Origin of the sequence: Hoeflea sp. BAL378 (genome assembly GCF_000759435.1) — a bacterium.
Lineage (GTDB): Bacteria > Pseudomonadota > Alphaproteobacteria > Rhizobiales > Rhizobiaceae > Hoeflea.
Window position 1 is genome coordinate 1 of record NZ_JRJG01000207.1, and the last position, 16,879, is coordinate 16,879.

Below are 16,879 nucleotides of genomic sequence, written 5' to 3' on the forward strand. Positions count from 1 at the left end.
CCCCCTCTGTCGGCTACGCCGACATCTCCCCCGCAAGGGGGGAGATTGGGGCCCCCCGGGCCGCGACAAAAAGCTTGTGATTTTTCAAAGCTTTGTCAAAGATGCATGAACCCGAAGCAGTAGCATTGGATCAGGCTCATGGTGGCGGCAGTTTTCTATCACAAAGCTGATAGCGGCTATAAAGACCTGCCAGCTTTCCACTATCATTTTCCTAAGCAGTATCTTTCGAGGGTGCAGCAGGTCATCGGCCGACCGATTGTCTACTATGGACCTTTGAGCGGCCAGACAGGTCAGTTTTATTGGGCTGCCGCGATTGTCACCGATGTACGCGAAGACTCTTATCTCTCAGATCACTACTACGCCGACCTAAGAGGATATATCGAGTTCGATCGGATGGTCAGCAACAGAGAGAATGGCGGTCTTGAACGCAATTTCATTCTTCCAGATGGTCGGGTCAGCCCAGGCCGCGCGGTCCAGGCCGTGCGGGTGATCAGCGATGAGGAATGCGAGGCGATCCTTGCCGCGGGGTTGAGTGAACGGAGCCCCTGGCCTGAGCGCTATGATGCGGCAGACATCGATGGCTCCGAATTTGATGAACCGCCGCAAGCGCCGTTGGAGCGGCCGCTCGTCGAACAACTGGTCAACCGCCGGTTCCGCGACATCAAATTCCGGCAGCATGTGCGGATCGCTTACGACCGGCGCTGCGCCTTTACCGGCTTGCGCCTGATCAACGGCCAAGGCCGCCCGGAAGTCGAAGCCGCCCACATCATGCCGGTGGAGGCGAATGGTCCCGATTCGGTGCAGAACGGCATCGCCCTGTCGGGCACGGTCCACTGGATGTTCGACCGCGGCTTGCTCTCGCTCGAGGACGATTTCACGATCCTGAGGTCGCGCCAGCTCAACCACGATGTCTCGCATCTGCTCAGGCCCGATCTCAAGGCGCTCGTTCCGGACAATCCCCGCTTGCGGCCGCATCCCTATTATCTGGACTGGCATCGTACCCATCGCTTCAAGGCCGCCTGAGCTGACATCCGCTCACCCAGTCACCGCTCCCGTCATGATCTGCTCCCCGGGGATGCGGATGAGGAAGCGGGTGCCCTTTCCCTCCTCGGTTTCCACCGCGATGGTCCAGCCGAGCTGGCCGATGGCCTTGGCGACGATGGCCAGGCCCATGCCGGAGCCGTTGACGCCCGCGCCGGGATGCAGCCGGGTGAAGGGCAGGAAGATCCGGTCGGCGAGCGCCGGATCGAAGCCCATGCCGTTGTCCTCGATGATGCAGTCGGCGCCTTCGCCGGTGAGCGCTGCGGTGATGGTGATGTGCGGCGTCCGGTCGGCGGGGGTGTATTTGAGTGCATTGCCGATGATGTTCTGCAGCACCTGGGCCAGCAGCGCCGGGTCGCTGCGCAGCGTGATGTCGGCGATGGCTGTGTCGATCCTGCCCTGCCGCTCCTTGATCGGAAGCTCGAGATTTTCCAGGGTCTTGGCGGTCTCGTCCTGAAGCGAGAGCTCCTGGGTATCCATCGTGTGCTGGTCGATTTCGGCGTGGCTGAGGATATCGCGCACCAGGGTGCGGGCGCGGCGCGCCGATTCGTTGCTCTTCTTGAGATACATCTTGAGCTCCGGGTCGCCGGAGACATCCTGCTCGATGGCCAGTTCGGTGAAGGACACGATCTTGCGCAGCGGCTCCTGCAGGTCGTGGGAGGCGAAATGGGCGTATTGCGACAGGCTGACGTTCATCCGCTCGAGCGCCTCGGCCTTGTCCTGCAGCTCGCGCGTGCGCTCGGATATGCGCAGCTCCAGTTCCGCCTTGATCTGCTCGAGCTCGGCATTGGCCCGGCGCTGCTCGTCGATGGAGGCGCCCAGCGCCTCGTTCTTGAGCGCCAGCGTACTGGTGCTCGGCAGCTTGAGCGCCGCCGGCATCAGCATCCAGCTCGCCACGGCGGTGAGGCCGGAGACGACCGCGGTCGCGGCCTTGAGCACGCCCTCGAAACCGTAGATCGGGTCCCACAGCGTGATCAGGCCGACGAGATGGGTCAGGCCGCAGGCGATGATGAAGGCGGAGAACAGGAGGATGATGCGGCTCGGGACCAGGTCCCGGCGCTTGTGGTAGAGGTAGAGCATCGCCGTGGGGATGATGAAATAGGAGGCGAAGATCACGAAGTCTGACACCGCGTGCAGCGCGATCAGGTCCGTCCGCCAGGTCAGGCAGTAGCCATGGGCCAGAAACGAATTCGTTTCAAAGTAGAGGCGGATTGAATCCAGCATGGGTCACCTTGTCGTTCGCCGGGTTTGGACGGGTCAGTCGCCGGCGCCGATGCCGAGAAACCGCTTCTGCATTTCCTCCATCCCCGCCATGGTCTCGGGCTTGACGAAGGAACCGGTGGCGCCGAGCGCGAGCGCCGTCTCGTGCGTCTTCCTGTCCATCGTCGTGGAGACGATGTAGATCGGCAGGGATTGCAGATGCACCATGTCTCTCAGCCGCTTGAGCAGCTCGATGCCGTCGAGGCCCGGCATGTTGATGTCCATGCAGATACAGTCGGGCAGGCTGGCCGGGGCGGCGGCGGCGAAGAAATCGAGCGCGTCGTTGCCGTCGGTAAAGGTGCTGATGCTGAGGCTGAGCGCCGCGGCTGCTTCCAGGCGCTTGAGCGACGCCGACATCAGGAAGATGTCGTCGAGATCGTCATCCACGATGCAGATGTGCTTGCCTGACATGCAACTCCGTCTCGTATTAGCGCAACGTAATTTAAGCCCTTAGCACAGATGAAATCGGAGAATAAGCCATTGCGGTCAAAAACCGGCGCCGATCACATTCCGGATAAGTCATATGTTGCAAGTCCTTAGCCTAATCTGGCAATGGCTGGCGCGCGGAGGCGCCGCCGGTCAAGCCTTGCTTTGGGTTCCCTGGAAGCGGACGACTCGCATGGCGCTGCCTCAAAAGCTGCCTGCCCGGACTGCGCGTCGTCCACCTGACTCCCGCGTTGTCCTTGTGGGACCTCGCGTCCTCACGGGACCCGGCGTTTCCTTGGGGAACCTCGCGTCTCGTCCTCCTCGGGCTTGTCCCGAGGATCTACCCAAGTCTCGGGTTCTTTACTGGACCAGTCATGGCGGGCCGTGCGCCAGTAGATCCTCGGGACAAGCCCGAGGAGGACGGCGGAGGGGGCGATCTCCAGGGTCAATCTCCCCCTGCACATCGCCAGTGTCAGGCCTCAAAGGCAGCGTCCCATCAGTTCTCCGGCGTCCGCCGCAAACAATCCCCGCCCATGTCGCGTCCCGTCCTTGACAGTTATCCCCTTGCGGCCTTCCTATGGCGCGGGTCTCAAGGACGGGCGCGGCGCATGAAATATTCGGCATTTTCCATCTTGAAGCAGGGGCTTTCGGGCAACAAGGGCTGGCAGCCGGCCTGGCGGGAGCCGGAGCCGAAGGCCGAGTATGACGTGATCATCGTCGGCGGCGGCGGCCACGGGCTGGCGACCGCCTATTACCTCGCCAAGAACCACGGCATCACCAATGTGGCGGTCTTGGAGAAGGGCTATCTCGGCTCGGGCAATGTCGGGCGCAACACCACGATCGTGCGGGCGAACTACCTGCTCGAAGGCAACGAGCCGTTCTATTCCCATTCGCTGAGATTGTGGGAAGGGCTCGAGCAGGAGCTCAATTTCAACGCGATGATGTCGCAGCGCGGGGTGATCAATCTCTATCACTCCGACGGCCAGCGCGACGCCTATGCGCGGCGCGGCAATGCCATGCGGCTCGCCGGCGAGGACGCGGAACTGCTCGGCCGCGAGGAGGTGCGCGAGCTGGTGCCGTTCCTCGATTTCGACAATCCGCGGTTTCCCGTCCATGGCGGGCTGATGCAGCGGCGCGGCGGCACCGCGCGCCATGACGGCGTCGCCTGGGGCTATGCGCGGGGCGCCGACAGCCGCGGCGTCGACCTGATCCAGAACTGCGAGGTGACCGGCATCCGCCGCGAGGGCGGAAGGGTCGTGGGCGTCGAGACTTCGCGCGGCTTCATCGGCTGCAAGAAACTGGGGCTGGCGGCGGCGGGCAATTCCGGCCGGGTGGCGGAAATGGCCGGCATGCGGCTGCCGGTCGAGAGCCAGGTGCTGCAGGCCTTCGTCTCGGAGGGATTGAAGCCCTTCATCGACCAGGTGGTGACCTTCGGCGCAGCACTTTTCTACATGTCGCAGTCCGACAAGGGCGGGCTGGTGTTCGGCGGCAGCCTCGACATGTACAATTCCTACGCCCAGCGCGGCAATCTGCAGACGGTCGAAAGCGTGATGGAGGCTGCCTGCGCGATGGTGCCGTCGGTCTCCCGCGTCAAGGTGCTCAGGTCCTGGGGCGGGGTGATGGACATGTCGATGGACGGCTCGCCGATCATCGACAGGACGCCGGTCGAGGATCTCTATCTCAATTGCGGCTGGTGCTATGGCGGCTTCAAGGCGACGCCGGCCTCGGGCTGGTGCTTCGCCCATCTGCTCGCCACCGGCGAGACGCACGAGCTGGCGAAGGCGTTCCGGCTCGACCGGTTTTCGCGCGGCTACCAGATTGACGAAACCGGGCACGGCGCCCAGGCAAACCTGCATTAGGGGCGGACACGATGGCCAGTCTGATCACCTGTCCCCATTGCGGGACGCGACCCAAGGAAGAGTTCACCATTCGCGGCGACGCCTCGCCGGTGCGGCCGCAGCTCGGGGCCGCCTTCGCGGCCTGGGACGCCTATGTGCACCTGCGCGACAATGTGCGCGGGCCGATGAAGGAGCACTGGCAGCATTCGGGCGGCTGCCGACGCTGGCTGGTTGTCGAGCGCGACACGTTCAGCCACGCGGTTCATGCCGTGACGGATGCGGCGGAGTTTGCGCGCGGGCAGGCCGGGGGACCCGGCCCCGCGGCGAAACCGGCCAGGCCGGCAAGAGCGGCGAAAGCGGCGACCGCCGCCAAGGGGAGGGGCCAGGCATGAGCTTTTCCCGGTTTTCCGATGGCGGCCTGATCGACCGCACGAGAAGCGTGCGGTTCAGCTTCGACGGGCGCGCGTTCGAGGGATTTGAGGGCGACACGCTGGCCTCGGCGCTGCTCGCCAACGGCGTGACGCTGATGGGCCGCTCGTTCAAGTACCACCGGCCGCGCGGGCTGTTGAGCGGCGGCGCGTCGGAGCCCAATGCGCTGGTGACGATCGGCGACGGGCCGACGCGCGAACCCAACCTGCGTGCCTCGATGGTCACGCTGCGCGATGGCCTGGTGGCGGAAAGCCAGAACCGCTGGCCGTCGCTGGGCTTTGATGTCGGCGCCGTCAACTCGGCGCTGTCGCCGTTCCTGGGCGCGGGCTTCTACTACAAGACCTTCATGTGGCCGGCGGGCCTGTGGGAAACCCTCTACGAGCCGCTGATCCGCAAGGCCGCCGGTCTCGGCCGGGCGAGCCATGCGCCCGATCCGCAGGACTACGAGAAGCGCTGGACCCATTGCGACGTGCTGGTGATCGGCTCCGGTCCGGCGGGGCTGATGGCGGCGCTGGCGGCGTCGCGGGCCGGCGCAAGGGTGGTGCTCTGCGACGAGAATTCCGGCTTCGGCGGGCGGCTGCTCCGCGACCGGGTGGAGATCGGCGGGAGCGACGGGCCGGGATTCGTGGCCTCGGCCATCGCCGAACTGGCGGGCAACCCGAAGGTGCGGCTCCTGAGCAATACGACGGTGTTCGGCGCCTATGACAGCGGCGTCTTCGGCGCGGTCGAGCGGCGCGACGGCGCGGGCTCGGGTCCTGCGCAGCGGATCTGGCGGATCGCGGCGAAACGCGCCGTGCTGGCCGCGGGCGCGGAGGAGCGGCCGCTGGTGTTCGGCGGCAACGACCGCCCCGGCGTGATGACGGCGTCCGCGATGCGCGGGCTCGCCAATGCCGCGGCCATCCGGCCGGGGAACCATGTGGCGGTGTTCGCGACCGGGCCGTCGGGCCACGAGACGGCGCGGGATCTCCTGGCGCGCGGGCTCGCGGTGACGCTCGTTGACGCGCGCGCCGATGTGCCCGCGCCGGACCTGGCGGCGTCGGAGGGCGCGCGGGTGCTTAAGGGCCATGTGGTGGCGGACGCCACCGGCGGCAAGGCGGTCTCCGGCATCGAGGCAATCGACCGCGCCACGGGCAAGCGCGAGACGATCAAGGTCGATGCGCTGGCGATGGCCGGCGGCTGGAACCCGGTGGTGCATCTTGCCTGCCACCGCGGCGACAGGCCGGTGTGGGATGCTCAGAGCGGCATGTTCCTGCCGCCCGCGCCGCGCGACGGTCTGGCGGCGGCCGGCAGCGCGGCGGGGATCCTTGATCTCGCGGGCTGTCTTGCGAGCGGGGCCGAAGCCGGCGCGCAGGCCGCGACGGATCTCGGCTTCAGGCCTAGGAAGGCGGATGCGCCTGCCGTGCGCGAGGCCTGCGGCGGCTCGACCGGCTTCATGACGCTCTGGCATGTCGCGGAAGCGCGCGGCAAGGCCTTCGTCGATTTCCAGAACGATGTCACTGTCAAGGATCTGGGCCTCGCCGTGCGCGAGGGCTACGGCCATGTCGAGCTCGCCAAGCGCTACACCACCACCGGCATGGCGACCGACCAGGGCAAGCTCTCCAACGTCACCGCCATCGGCATCCTCGCCGAGAACCGCGGCGTGACGCCCGACCGGGTCGGCACCACGACGTTCCGGCCGTTCTACACGCCGGTGAGCATCGGGGCGCTGGCGGGCGAGCATAGGGGCGCGCATTACCGGCCGGTGCGGCGGTCTCCGCTGCACCATTGGGCGGAGAGGCACGGCGCGGTCTTCATCGAGGCCGGCGCCTGGATGCGGGCCTCGCATTTCCCGCGCGAGGGCGAGCCCACCTGGAAGGAGGCCTGCGACCGCGAGACGCTGGCTGTCCGGTCGGGCGTGGGAATTTCCGACGCCTCGACGCTGGGCAAGATCGATCTGAGCGGCCCTGACGCGGCCCGGTTCCTCGACCTCGTCTACACCTCCAAGATGTCGACGCTCGCCGTCGGCAAGGCCCGCTACGGGCTGATGCTGCGCGAGGACGGGCTGGTGATGGACGACGGCACGGTGAGCCGGCTGGGGGATGACCATTATCTCATCACCACCACCACGGCGGCGGCCGGCGAGGCCATGGCGCACATGGAATTCTGCGCCCAGGCGCTGTGGCCGGAGCTCGATGTGCGGCTCACCTCCGTCACCGACCAGTGGGCCCAGATCACGGTCGCCGGGCCCGCGTCGCGCGATGTGCTGGCGCGGATCGTCGACGCGGATCTCGGCGAGGAGGCCATGCCGTTCATGGCCGCGCGCGCGGTGCGGCTCCACTCCGGGCTTGCGGCGCGGCTGTTCCGGATCTCGTTTTCGGGCGAGCTCGCCTTCGAGCTCGCCGTGCCGGCGCGCCAGGGCGAGGCGGTGGCGGACGCGATCCTCGAAGCAGGGCAGCCGTTCGGCATCACCCCCTACGGGCTTGAGGCGCTCAATGTGCTGCGCATCGAGAAGGGCTTCATCACCCATGCCGAGATCGACGGGCGCACCACGCCGGGCGATCTCGGGCTTGGCAAGATGGTGAGCGCGAAGAAGGACGATTTCATAGGGCGCGCGATGCTCGGCCGCGAAGGCCTGCAGCGCGCCGACCGGCTGCAGCTCGTGGGCCTGCGCCCGGTCAATCCGGCGCACCGGATTCTGGCCGGCGGGCATCTCCTCGAACCCGACGCAGCCCCCACCATGGCCAACGACCAAGGCCATGTGACGTCGGCCTGCTGGTCGCCGCATCTCAGATCCACCATCGCGCTCGCCATGCTCAGGCGCGGCCGCGACCGCCACGGAGAGATCCTGACGGTGTGGGATCCGCTCCGCGGCGTGGAGACGCGGGCGATCGTCGGCGATCCGGTGCTGTTGAGCAGCGGTGACGCCGGCAAGGCGCGGCCCGCGCGGGACTATCCGCCGGTGACGCCGGCCGCGCCCCGCGCCGCGGACTGGCTCGACGGGCTCACGGTCGACGCGGACGGCAGGGTCCGGCTCGCGCTTCTGCCCGAGGCGCCGGTGTACCTGGTCTCGGGGCCAACGGGCAAGGATGCGGCGGTGCGCAAGACGGCCCAGGCCGGCGACGGTGCGATCCGTCCGGTGCAGCCCGGCCAGGCGCTGGCGGTGGGGCAGGCGGGCGAGAGCCTCACCGATCTTCAGCAGCGGCTCGGAGCTGCGGCGGAGCTCAGCCTGTGCGACCTCAGCGATGCCCGGGTGCGGTTCGCGCTCACGGGTCCGGAAGCCGCCGGCATCATCGCCACCCAGTCCGGCATCGATCTGGAGGGCGCGTTCGCCACGTCTGGCGCCAGCGCGCCGACGCTGTTCGGCCATGTGCCGGTGCAGCTTACCCGGACCGGGCAGGACTCGTTCGAGATCCTGGCGTTCTCGACCTATGCGCGGGATCTGGCCGAAAGCCTGGCGCGGTCGATTCGCCTGCTGTCGTAACGAGCCCGGCGCGGCGGCGGGCGCCCGCAACGTGGTCTTCTGGCCGCCGCGCGCGAGGTGTGATATGTTGACGCATCCGGGTTTGCGGGCCGGCGGACGGGCGCCGGGCGGCCGGTTTCCGGGGCTCCGGAGGGCGCGCGGACACGCCGCGTTACCTCCGTCATCAAAGCTTGTCTTGATTTTGTTGCGCCGCACAATTATATCGAGGGTCAGGATATTTCGGGAGGAATGACCTTTGGAGGTCGACTATGCTCTCTCGGTTTCTGTTCAAACCGCGCCAACCACAACTGATCATCGGCAGCGACGTCACCCTTAGATATCTGGGCCCGTCCGACGCCAGGGATTTCTGCGCCCATCTCCACGAGCTGCATTACGAGGATTTCCGCGACCGGTTCAACGGGCTGGTCTCCGATCCCTGGCTCGACAAATACATCGCCCGCTCGCTCAACGAGGCCATCGTCATCGGCGCCTACATCGGCGACCATCTGGTGGCCGTGGCCGAGTTGCACACCGGCGGACAGATCGGCCTGCACGAGGGCGAATCGGCGTTCTCGGTGGCCTCGGACTGGCGCCGCAAGGGGCTCGGGACGATCTTGGTCAAGGCGCTGCTCCGGGCGGCGTCGGAATGCGACATCTCCACGATCATTGTCGAAACAGGGTCACAGAACCATGCCATGAAGGCGCTGGCGCGCAAGTTCGGGGCGAAGATGCAGTTCGCGGCGGACCAGTCGGTGGGCCGCATCAATGTCGCCGACGGCTTGCGGCTCGCGGCGCGCGACCGGACGCACCGGACCTTCCCGGTGGTGCCGGCGCCCGCGCCCGACATCGCCGCCATGGCCGCGCCGGTCAACTGAGAAACTGAATCAACTGGCTTGCGAAGTGAGTCCGGAACCCATGCCAAGCCGTTCGAACCAAACAGGAAAAAGGTGTTTCGAGTGATGCGGACCAGCGACACCGCCGCCCCGCGCCGGACCGGCTCCGGGCTCTCGACCCGCGCCTCGGGAGGCGCAAGGGGCGAATTTTTCGCGGCCAGGCCGAGCTGCGCCTGCGGCCTCCAGCACCGCGGCCTGCGTCGCGCCGGCCGCTTCCCCGGCGAGTTCGGCGGGGCGCTCGGCGCGCTCGGCGTCGACCGCATCGTCTTCGATCCACGCATCGCGCTCGACCTGCACGACATCCGCCGCTGAGGCTCCGGCCCGCGTGGCGCGGCCCTGGCCTGAAGCCGCAATCGGTGCGCCGGCCGGACGCCGCGACAGCGCCGGAGGCCCGGCCGATATTCCTGCCTGAGTGCGGTCGCAGCGGCGTGTGCGACCAGGTCAAGGCCGGGGGACGTCGCGGACCTTAGGCCGTCACGCGCCGGTGTCGATTCGCATAAGAAGGTCGCGAAGCCCGGACCTCCCGTCATGCTCCCCATTCCCGTCATGCCGGACTTGATCCGGCCTCTTTCGGCCCGGCGTCTGCCGGGTCCAGGGATTGATCCCGCCCACGGATCTGGGCGGGCTCGTCCCGGATCATGGGACCGAGAACGACACACTCTCGCCCGGCCCTGGCGGTGTGCTCATCGGGATGGCAGAGCGGTGGATCTCTCTCCGTCCGATTTCTGCAGCGCAAAAAATATTGCACTGCCGCATCAACCGGCGGCGACCCGCGGGGCCGAATTTGGCATTGGGCATGCGCGCGCGGGCCTGTATAGTCGGGGCTGGACTTTGGCGGGCAGGCGCCCGCCGCAACCTGGAGGAAGACCATGGCCGAGAAGAAATCCACCGACGATCTGGTGTCCATGTTCATGAATTTCGGCAAGGACATGAAGCTGCCGCAGCCGGACCTCGACGCGATCGTGGCGCGCCACCAGAAGAACCTCGAAGCGCTGGACCAGGCCGCCAAGACCGCCGGCTCCGGCGCCAGCTCGATTCTCACCCGCCAGCGCGAGATGGTGCGCGAGGCGCTCGAGGAAATCTCCGCCATGGCCGACAGGGTGAAGACGGGCGGCGACCCGAAATCGATGATGGAGACGCAGGCCGATTTCGCCAAGCGCTCCTTCGAGATGGCCATCAAGAACACCTCCGAGATCGCCGGCATGGCGCAGCAATCGGGCGCCGAGACCTTCAAGGTGCTGCAGAAGAGCATGCAGGAGACGCTCGAGGACATCCGCGCGGCGATGAGCGGCCAGAAGCGGAAATAGGCGGCCTTCCGCCGCACACAGACATATCATGAAGGACGTATCATGCGCATTGTAACCGGAGACGATATCGGCTCGGTCTGTTCCTGGCTGTTCGCGGTGGAGGCCCTCCGGGCCGGCCACGTGATGGCGCCCGCGGATTTGAGGGATTCGCTCATCGAGAGCGCAGGCCGCAAGATGCTGGTGCGCACCGCCTGGATCCCCGGGCTCGCCTCGGGCGTCAAGGCGGTGACGATCTATCCCGACAATCCGGCAGGTGACCCGCCGCGCCCCTCGGTGCAGGGCCAGGTGCTGCTGTTCGACGAGGCGCACGGCCATGTGGTGGCGGTGCTCGAGGGCGTCGACCTCACCGCCTGGAAGACGGCGGGGGATTCGGCGCTCGGCTCCTCCTGCCTGTCGCGCGTCGACGTGAAATCCATGCTGATGGTGGGCGCCGGCTCGATGGCGCGGCCGCTGATCGACGCCCACCGCGCGGTGCGGCCCTCGCTCGAGCATGTGATGATCTGGAACCGCTCGCGGCCCCGCGCCGAGGAACTGGCGGCATCGCTCGAGGCTGACGGCGTGCGCGCCGAGGTGGTCACTGATCTCGACGCCGCCGTCGCCCGCGCCGACCTGATCTCGTCCGCCACCATGTCGACCGAGCCGCTGATCCGGGGCGCCAGGCTCAGGCCCGGCACCCATGTCGATCTCGTCGGCGCCTACACGCCCTCGATGCGCGAGGCCGACGACGCCGTGCTCGCCCGCGGCCGCCTGTTCGTCGACAGCCGCGCCACCACCATCGGCCATATCGGCGAGGTGATGATCCCGATGCAATCGGGCGCGATCACCGAGGCCGACATCGAGGGCGACCTGCACGACCTGGTCCAGGGCCGCGCGGCCCGGGGCTCGGCCGACGAGATCACCGTCTTCAAGAACGGCGGCGGCGCCCATCTCGACGTGATGATCGCGCATGCGGTCTATCTGGCGCTCGAGGGGCGGTGAAGCGGCCTGGCGGGCGCCTGCGAGGCTGTCAACGCCGGCGCGGAGGCGCTCCCCGGAAACCGGAACGATGCCGTTTCATCCTTTGGAACGGACCGGCAGCCGAGCCGCCGGCCGAACCGCTGAGCCGGCAGGAAAGGCCGGGCGGCTCACTGGCCTTTCCCCCGCGCAGGAATGACGGCCCCCGTGCTCAATTCATGCCATAAGTCTGATGTGTCTCATGGGTCACAATGGTGTGCCAAATTCAACCGTACCGGTCCCGCCGGTTGACCCCCGGCAGGAAGGTTCCTAAACAGATAGCGAAATTTGATTTGGTCCGGAGATTCCCATGCGTCTAACCCTGCTCTCCAGTGTGATCTCCACGGTCCTGGTCGCGTCCGCGGGCTTTTCCGCTTCTGCGCAGGCCGAGGACCAGTGGTATTTCGGCGGCGAGGTCGGCGGAGCCTGGCAAGGCGATCAGCCCGGTTTCTGGCAGTCACCTGGTCCTGGCGATCCGCGCATCACCTACGACGTGAATGCCGATGCGACCGTCGCCGGCTTCATCTCGGTCGGCAGGACGATCATGGACGGGGTGCGGGCCGATGTGTCTCTCGGCATCCTTGGCGACCAGGACGTTCAGGCCAACTGGGTGAGCCCGTTGCCCAGCATTGCCGGCGGCAAGCCCAATGACCATGCCAATATCGCAACCTCCGTGTCGGCCATCAGCGGGATGTTCAATGTCAGCGTCGAACCGCTGGCGATGACCGGCAACACCGGCCGTATCCAGCCGTTTGTCACGGCCGGGATCGGTGTCGCCAATGTCAGGATGGACAGTTGGACCCGGACAAACCTGGCGACGATCAATCCCCCCGCGCGCCCGGTGCGCTCCTTCGAGGGCAATGACAGCACCAATTTCGCCTGGACCATCGGCGCCGGTGTCTCCATCGACATGACCGAGACCGTCAAGCGCCCGGTCTATCTCGACCTTGCCTATCGCTATGTGGATTTCGGCAATGTCTCGGGCGGCGGCACGCCGCTTCCCGGCAACGGAGCGGGCGATCCGATCGAGCCGTTCAACTTCGACTTCACGTCGCACATCGTCACCGTCGGCCTCAGATTTCCCTTCAACTGACGCCATCTGGACCGGTTTCGGATCAAGACACCTCCTGGCCCCGGCCAGGAGGTTTTTTTGTGCCGCACCCCGCGGTCGGTTGGACCCGCGGTCCGACGGACCGGCAAACCCGTCCTGCAGGATACATCTGTCTATTAATATATGAGATTTGATGCATATCAATGCGTCAGCGTTTCCTTTCGAAGAGGTTGCAGCCAAGGCAGCAGCGCAGAGGCTGTGTGCCTGTCATGGCAAACCTAGGAATGAGGAAACTAATATGCGTAACAGGCACTTTACAAACCATCTGCTCATCGCCGGCGTATCGGCCCTGGCCCTTGCGGCAATCGCGGTGCCGGCCATCGGCGATTTCTCGCTGTTCTCGGATACCGCCCACGCCCAGTCGAGCGAAGGCCATGGCGGCCAGGGTCAGGGATCGGGCGGAAGCGGCAGTGGCCATGACGGCGGCACGGAGGGCGGTCGCGGGCAGGGCCAGGGAGCGGGCGGCAGCGGCAGCACCGGTGGCAGCGGCCAAGGCGGTCCGAGCGCCGATTCCGACGGCAAGGGACCCCAGGCCGGTGCGGCCGGCAGCAACAAGGGCGGCAAGCCGGTGTGGGCGGACGAAGGAATTCCGGAAGTCGAACTGGGCCGGTTGAGCGTTGCCCGCAGCCCGGACAAGGTTCTTGCCCGGTCGCTCGCGGAAGTGATTTCCAACTTCGACCCGGCGACGATGGCGTCCCTGTATGAACTCTCCGCAACCGATTTCGCCGCAAGGGTGCTGGCAGATTGGGACACGCTCTCCATCATCGATTCGCCGCTCGAAAACCTCGCCTTGCTTGATCAGCTCTGGTCCACCGGGACAACCGGGCTGGCAACGGTCGATCCCGCATCCGTCAATGATCTGGCGGGAATTTTCATCGGCACGGCGTCGGACAAGAACATCGAGATCACCGATGACACGGTCCGGGCGCTGGCCACCATTTTCGGCGTGGATCTCTCCGACGCGACCATCGCCTCGGTTGCCGACAAGGCCGAAGACGTTCGCGAAGCGATCCTGGCCGCGCACGGCTAAGTTCAGAGCCTGACCTCGACCTCTTCCAACCCGGCCAGACCTGGCCGGGTTTTTTATGGCCTGCGGCCCGGCGTGGCGAGGATCGGGCCGGTCGCGTACGCGATCGGCGCGCCTGCCTGCAGCGCGCGGTGCCGCCGCAGGGCCCTTGCCGCAGGGCAGGTTTCGGGCTTCGCCCGCAGTAACCCGTTAACCATTCGAAGTCATAGTTTCGTTGAGGCAACCCCCCAGCGCGTGCTCCAAATGGCGATGTTCAGATATTATGCGGCCAAGGCCAAGGCGCCGGCGCCCGCCGCCGCAAAGGCGATCCACACCAATTTTCTGCGCACCGGGCGGATCGCGCGGGAGGCGGAGGACTGGGTCGAGGAGGAGCGCCGCTTCCTCACCTATTCCGAGGTCGCCGCGCGCACCGGCATGCGGCTGGAGAATGCCGGCCGGACGACGCACCAGCGGCTCAACAGTTTCCACAGAATGATCCGCTTTCCGGAGATCATCTTCCACAGGACATTGGCCCAGGCGCCGCATCTCGGCTATGTCCACGTGACCGCGTCGAAGGCCGATTTCGCCGACCACAAGGACGTCACCTGGGGCTTCTACATCGCCAATTTCTCGGCCGAGATCACCGCCGACGAGACCTTCTTCCACCGCATCAGCCCGCGCTATTCGCGCATGTATTTCGCCGTGGCGATGAAGCCCGGCGACACCGCCGAACCCCGCCGCCCGGTGCTCGACCGCGAGGTCCGCGGCACCGGCGTCCTGTTCAAGACCGCCGACCCGACGACGGCGCTCAGGAACGTGCTGATGCTGGGGGCGAGGACGGCGGATTTGCGCAGGATCGTGGCGGCGATCGGGTGAGGGGGGTGGGGCGCACATCTGCATGATTTCGTAGAGGGTCGGGGTCGGGCACCGTTCTACGATGTGGATTCAGGTTAAAATGCGCAAATTATTGGCGCGACTAATTCGTAACCTTTGGATTGAACTTCCAGCCTGCACTCGTAGCGTGAAGTTAGATAAGAGTTTTCGTAAACATTAACGGGGTCCAGTTTAACGCCTATAAAACCTTCTTCAGAGAATGCTTTTTGAATTCTTACTGGCCCAAGAATTTGATGGCAATAACCTTCGCAGGATTTTAATTGCAAAAAGTCACCAGGTGAATTCGGTACAAGAAGAATTATCGTATTGTTTATGTATCCTTCGCTGGGGATGCTGATCGTGTCTTTGATTTCAATCTCAAAAAAATCTAAACCTTTAAGATTTCCCCACGTTGATTTATTATATTCTGTGTCAAGCGACACGGCGACGCATTCATTAATCGAAGAATTATCATTCACGTTTTCATTGGGTATGACATTGATGTTCATGTATAAATATATAGAAGTGCCATTGCTTTCATACAATTCATTTAATATTTTATTGTCATTTATACCATTATTCACAATTTGAAATTTGCATCGCCCCTCATCCATGATTGCATCTAGATTTAGTTCTAAATACGGGAGCGGTTTGACCGCGAAGAAAGAGAGAATTGTCAGAAGCGTCACAAAGCCCGCTGTGATTGAAGCCAAAATCGTTATGCCACGTCTCATTATTTGACGCATTGAACTCATCCCCGAAAATGGCATAAAGCTCACGAATCTATGTTCGGCGTGCCGACGTCCTTCTGAATACTTCAACTTGAAATACCCGAAGATCCGCTTGGGTCGGCCGGCTAGAAATGCAGGGTACAGTTCCCGAACTTCCTGTCCGTCCGACTTTAAGCCATTAGCTTTGGCCATAGCAAGAGCGTCAATAGCGGAGCCTAGGGAGGGATGCGGCAAGCAATTGTGGATGCTCAATTCGATAGTGCTTGCAGCGGACTGTGGGCGGCCCCCGCTGCGGTCCTCCCTTCTCCCTCAGGGAGAAGGTGCCGGCGAAGCCGGCGGATGAGGGTCTTGCAGCAATGGCTGCGCCTCATGCGTCTCGCTGAGGCCAACCTCCCCCTTGAGGGGGTCCGAAGGACGGGGCGAGACCCGTGGCTCGACCCTGAGGAGAAGCAAGGCCGGAGGCCGCAGCTGATCCGGGTGGGGGTATCTCCGGTTCGCTGCGCTCACGACCCCCACCCTCAATCCCTCCCCTCAAGGGGGAGGGAGGGGCGTCGTTCCGGCCAAGGCGCCGAAATCCGTGGAAGGTTCCGCACCTCGCCTCCAGCATTTCCAATCCCTTAGCCCAAATCCCGCCCGATCTTTTCCCCACCTTCCGCCCCCGTGCCACACTGTCCTCGCTTCCGCCGCCGGATGGATCGCGAACGTTTCGATTGAGGCGGGAGGGAATGCCCCCTGATCCGGCGCGCAAACGTCAGCGCGCAGGGCGGGGGGAGGCGATGGTCAACGCGGTTCCGCTGGCGGGCGGTCTTCATGGGTCGTGCAAAGCCAGCCACCGGGCGGTCCCGGCACTGCCTGCGGCACGCGGGCGGGGACGGGGCCAGAGGTCCGGGCCTGTGGCGGACATGCTGGGAATTTCAGCAGGGTCCGTGCCGGAATCCGCGCCCAAAGCAGCTCCCGCGGATCTAGTCCCGATCCGCGGCCGGGGCAACCCGGGCGGAAGGCCCTGAAGAGGGGCGGGCTAAGGAGCCGACTTCCGCGTGGTGCGAGGCCGTCGCCTGTCGGACGGGGACGCCGTCCGGCGAGTTCCGGGCCGCGCGCCGTCAGCGCCACCCTCCCTGCGCATGCCGGCCGACACCCGGCATGCGCAGACCCTGCCTACCCGAAGGCACTGCCCCGCGCGGCCCTCCGGACTGGATCTTCACACCCCGGCGGCCCGTGCCGCGCGGCAAGGCGACCGGCTGCCTGGCTGGGGCCAGCCTCCGTTCGGGCGAGCAAGGACGAAGCTCCGCCTGCCCGTTCGCCCCCCGAAAGCAGACTGTTCCCGACGTTCCGCGACCCGGCCCCTCACTTTCGTCATCCTTGGCCCCCGAGCCAAGGATCCACTCCGTGACCCTCCACGCGGCAAGCCGTTTGCAGGAAGAACGACAGTCTGCCTGAGGCCAGGATGACGAAAGATGGTGCGCGTCCCGTCATCCTCGGGCTTGTCCCGAGGATCCACCGGCCCCTCTGTTTTTCCGTAGGACCCGCGGTGG

12 protein-coding genes and 2 pseudogenes are annotated in these 16,879 nt (G+C 65.5%); 11 read left to right on the top strand and 3 right to left on the bottom strand.

Annotation, left to right across the window (positions count from 1 at the left end):
- Window positions 1-138 precede the first annotated feature (138 nt).
- On the top strand, window positions 139-1,023 hold the full coding sequence (locus LL06_RS25155; RefSeq protein WP_035533568.1) for an HNH endonuclease: 885 nt from the start codon (window positions 139-141) through the stop codon (window positions 1,021-1,023).
- A 12-nt stretch (window positions 1,024-1,035) separates the two neighbouring features.
- On the opposite strand, the gene LL06_RS25160 is transcribed toward LL06_RS25155, so the two are convergent.
- The gene (locus tag LL06_RS25160; protein ID WP_035533570.1) at window positions 1,036-2,265 is read right to left on the bottom strand and encodes an ATP-binding protein; all 1,230 of its coding nucleotides are present in this window, start codon (window positions 2,263-2,265) and stop codon (window positions 1,036-1,038) included.
- Between the two features lie 33 nt (window positions 2,266-2,298).
- Complete coding sequence (locus LL06_RS25165) at window positions 2,299-2,712, bottom strand: response regulator (RefSeq protein WP_035533571.1); 414 nt, start codon at window positions 2,710-2,712, stop codon at window positions 2,299-2,301.
- 623 nt (window positions 2,713-3,335) lie between these two features.
- Between LL06_RS25165 and LL06_RS25170 the strand changes: the two genes are divergently transcribed.
- The 10 genes and pseudogenes from LL06_RS25170 to LL06_RS25215 all read left to right on the top strand — a co-directional run bounded on the left by LL06_RS25170 (window position 3,336) and on the right by LL06_RS25215 (window position 14,619).
- On the top strand, window positions 3,336-4,586 hold the full coding sequence (locus LL06_RS25170) for a sarcosine oxidase subunit beta family protein (protein ID WP_035533572.1): 1,251 nt from the start codon (window positions 3,336-3,338) through the stop codon (window positions 4,584-4,586).
- An 11-nt stretch (window positions 4,587-4,597) separates the two neighbouring features.
- Window positions 4,598-4,849, top strand: a pseudogene (locus LL06_RS25175) (sarcosine oxidase subunit delta); the annotation flags it as partial.
- Window positions 4,850-4,953: 104 nt separating this feature from the next.
- Window positions 4,954-7,884 (top strand): annotated as a pseudogene (locus tag LL06_RS25180) (sarcosine oxidase subunit alpha family protein); the annotation flags it as partial.
- Between the two features lie 818 nt (window positions 7,885-8,702).
- Window positions 8,703-9,308: a GNAT family N-acetyltransferase gene (locus tag LL06_RS25185; protein WP_052161905.1), complete on the top strand. Its 606-nt coding sequence runs from the start codon at window positions 8,703-8,705 to the stop codon at window positions 9,306-9,308.
- An 81-nt stretch (window positions 9,309-9,389) separates the two neighbouring features.
- Window positions 9,390-9,638 carry a hypothetical protein gene (locus LL06_RS25190; RefSeq protein WP_152599776.1) on the top strand — a complete coding sequence of 83 codons (249 nt, stop codon included), beginning with the start codon at window positions 9,390-9,392 and terminating at the stop codon, window positions 9,636-9,638.
- Window positions 9,639-10,195: 557 nt separating this feature from the next.
- Window positions 10,196-10,633, top strand: coding sequence for a TIGR01841 family phasin (phaP, locus tag LL06_RS25195; protein ID WP_035533574.1), 438 nt, complete (start codon window positions 10,196-10,198; stop codon window positions 10,631-10,633).
- 42 nt (window positions 10,634-10,675) lie between these two features.
- Window positions 10,676-11,611: an ornithine cyclodeaminase gene (locus LL06_RS25200; RefSeq protein WP_035533576.1), complete on the top strand. Its 936-nt coding sequence runs from the start codon at window positions 10,676-10,678 to the stop codon at window positions 11,609-11,611.
- Between the two features lie 325 nt (window positions 11,612-11,936).
- Complete coding sequence (locus LL06_RS25205) at window positions 11,937-12,719, top strand: outer membrane beta-barrel protein (RefSeq protein WP_035533577.1); 783 nt, start codon at window positions 11,937-11,939, stop codon at window positions 12,717-12,719.
- Window positions 12,720-12,870: 151 nt separating this feature from the next.
- Window positions 12,871-13,767 (top strand): hypothetical protein, encoded by an 897-nt coding sequence (locus LL06_RS25210; protein WP_152599777.1) that lies wholly within the window; start codon window positions 12,871-12,873, stop codon window positions 13,765-13,767.
- Window positions 13,768-14,007: 240 nt separating this feature from the next.
- Complete coding sequence (locus tag LL06_RS25215; protein WP_035533579.1) at window positions 14,008-14,619, top strand: DUF6656 family protein; 612 nt, start codon at window positions 14,008-14,010, stop codon at window positions 14,617-14,619.
- Between the two features lie 74 nt (window positions 14,620-14,693).
- Here LL06_RS25215 and LL06_RS27545 read toward each other — a convergent pair whose 3' ends face one another.
- Window positions 14,694-15,599: a hypothetical protein gene (locus tag LL06_RS27545; RefSeq protein ID WP_152599778.1), complete on the bottom strand. Its 906-nt coding sequence runs from the start codon at window positions 15,597-15,599 to the stop codon at window positions 14,694-14,696.
- Between the last annotated feature and the right edge of the window lie 1,280 nt (window positions 15,600-16,879).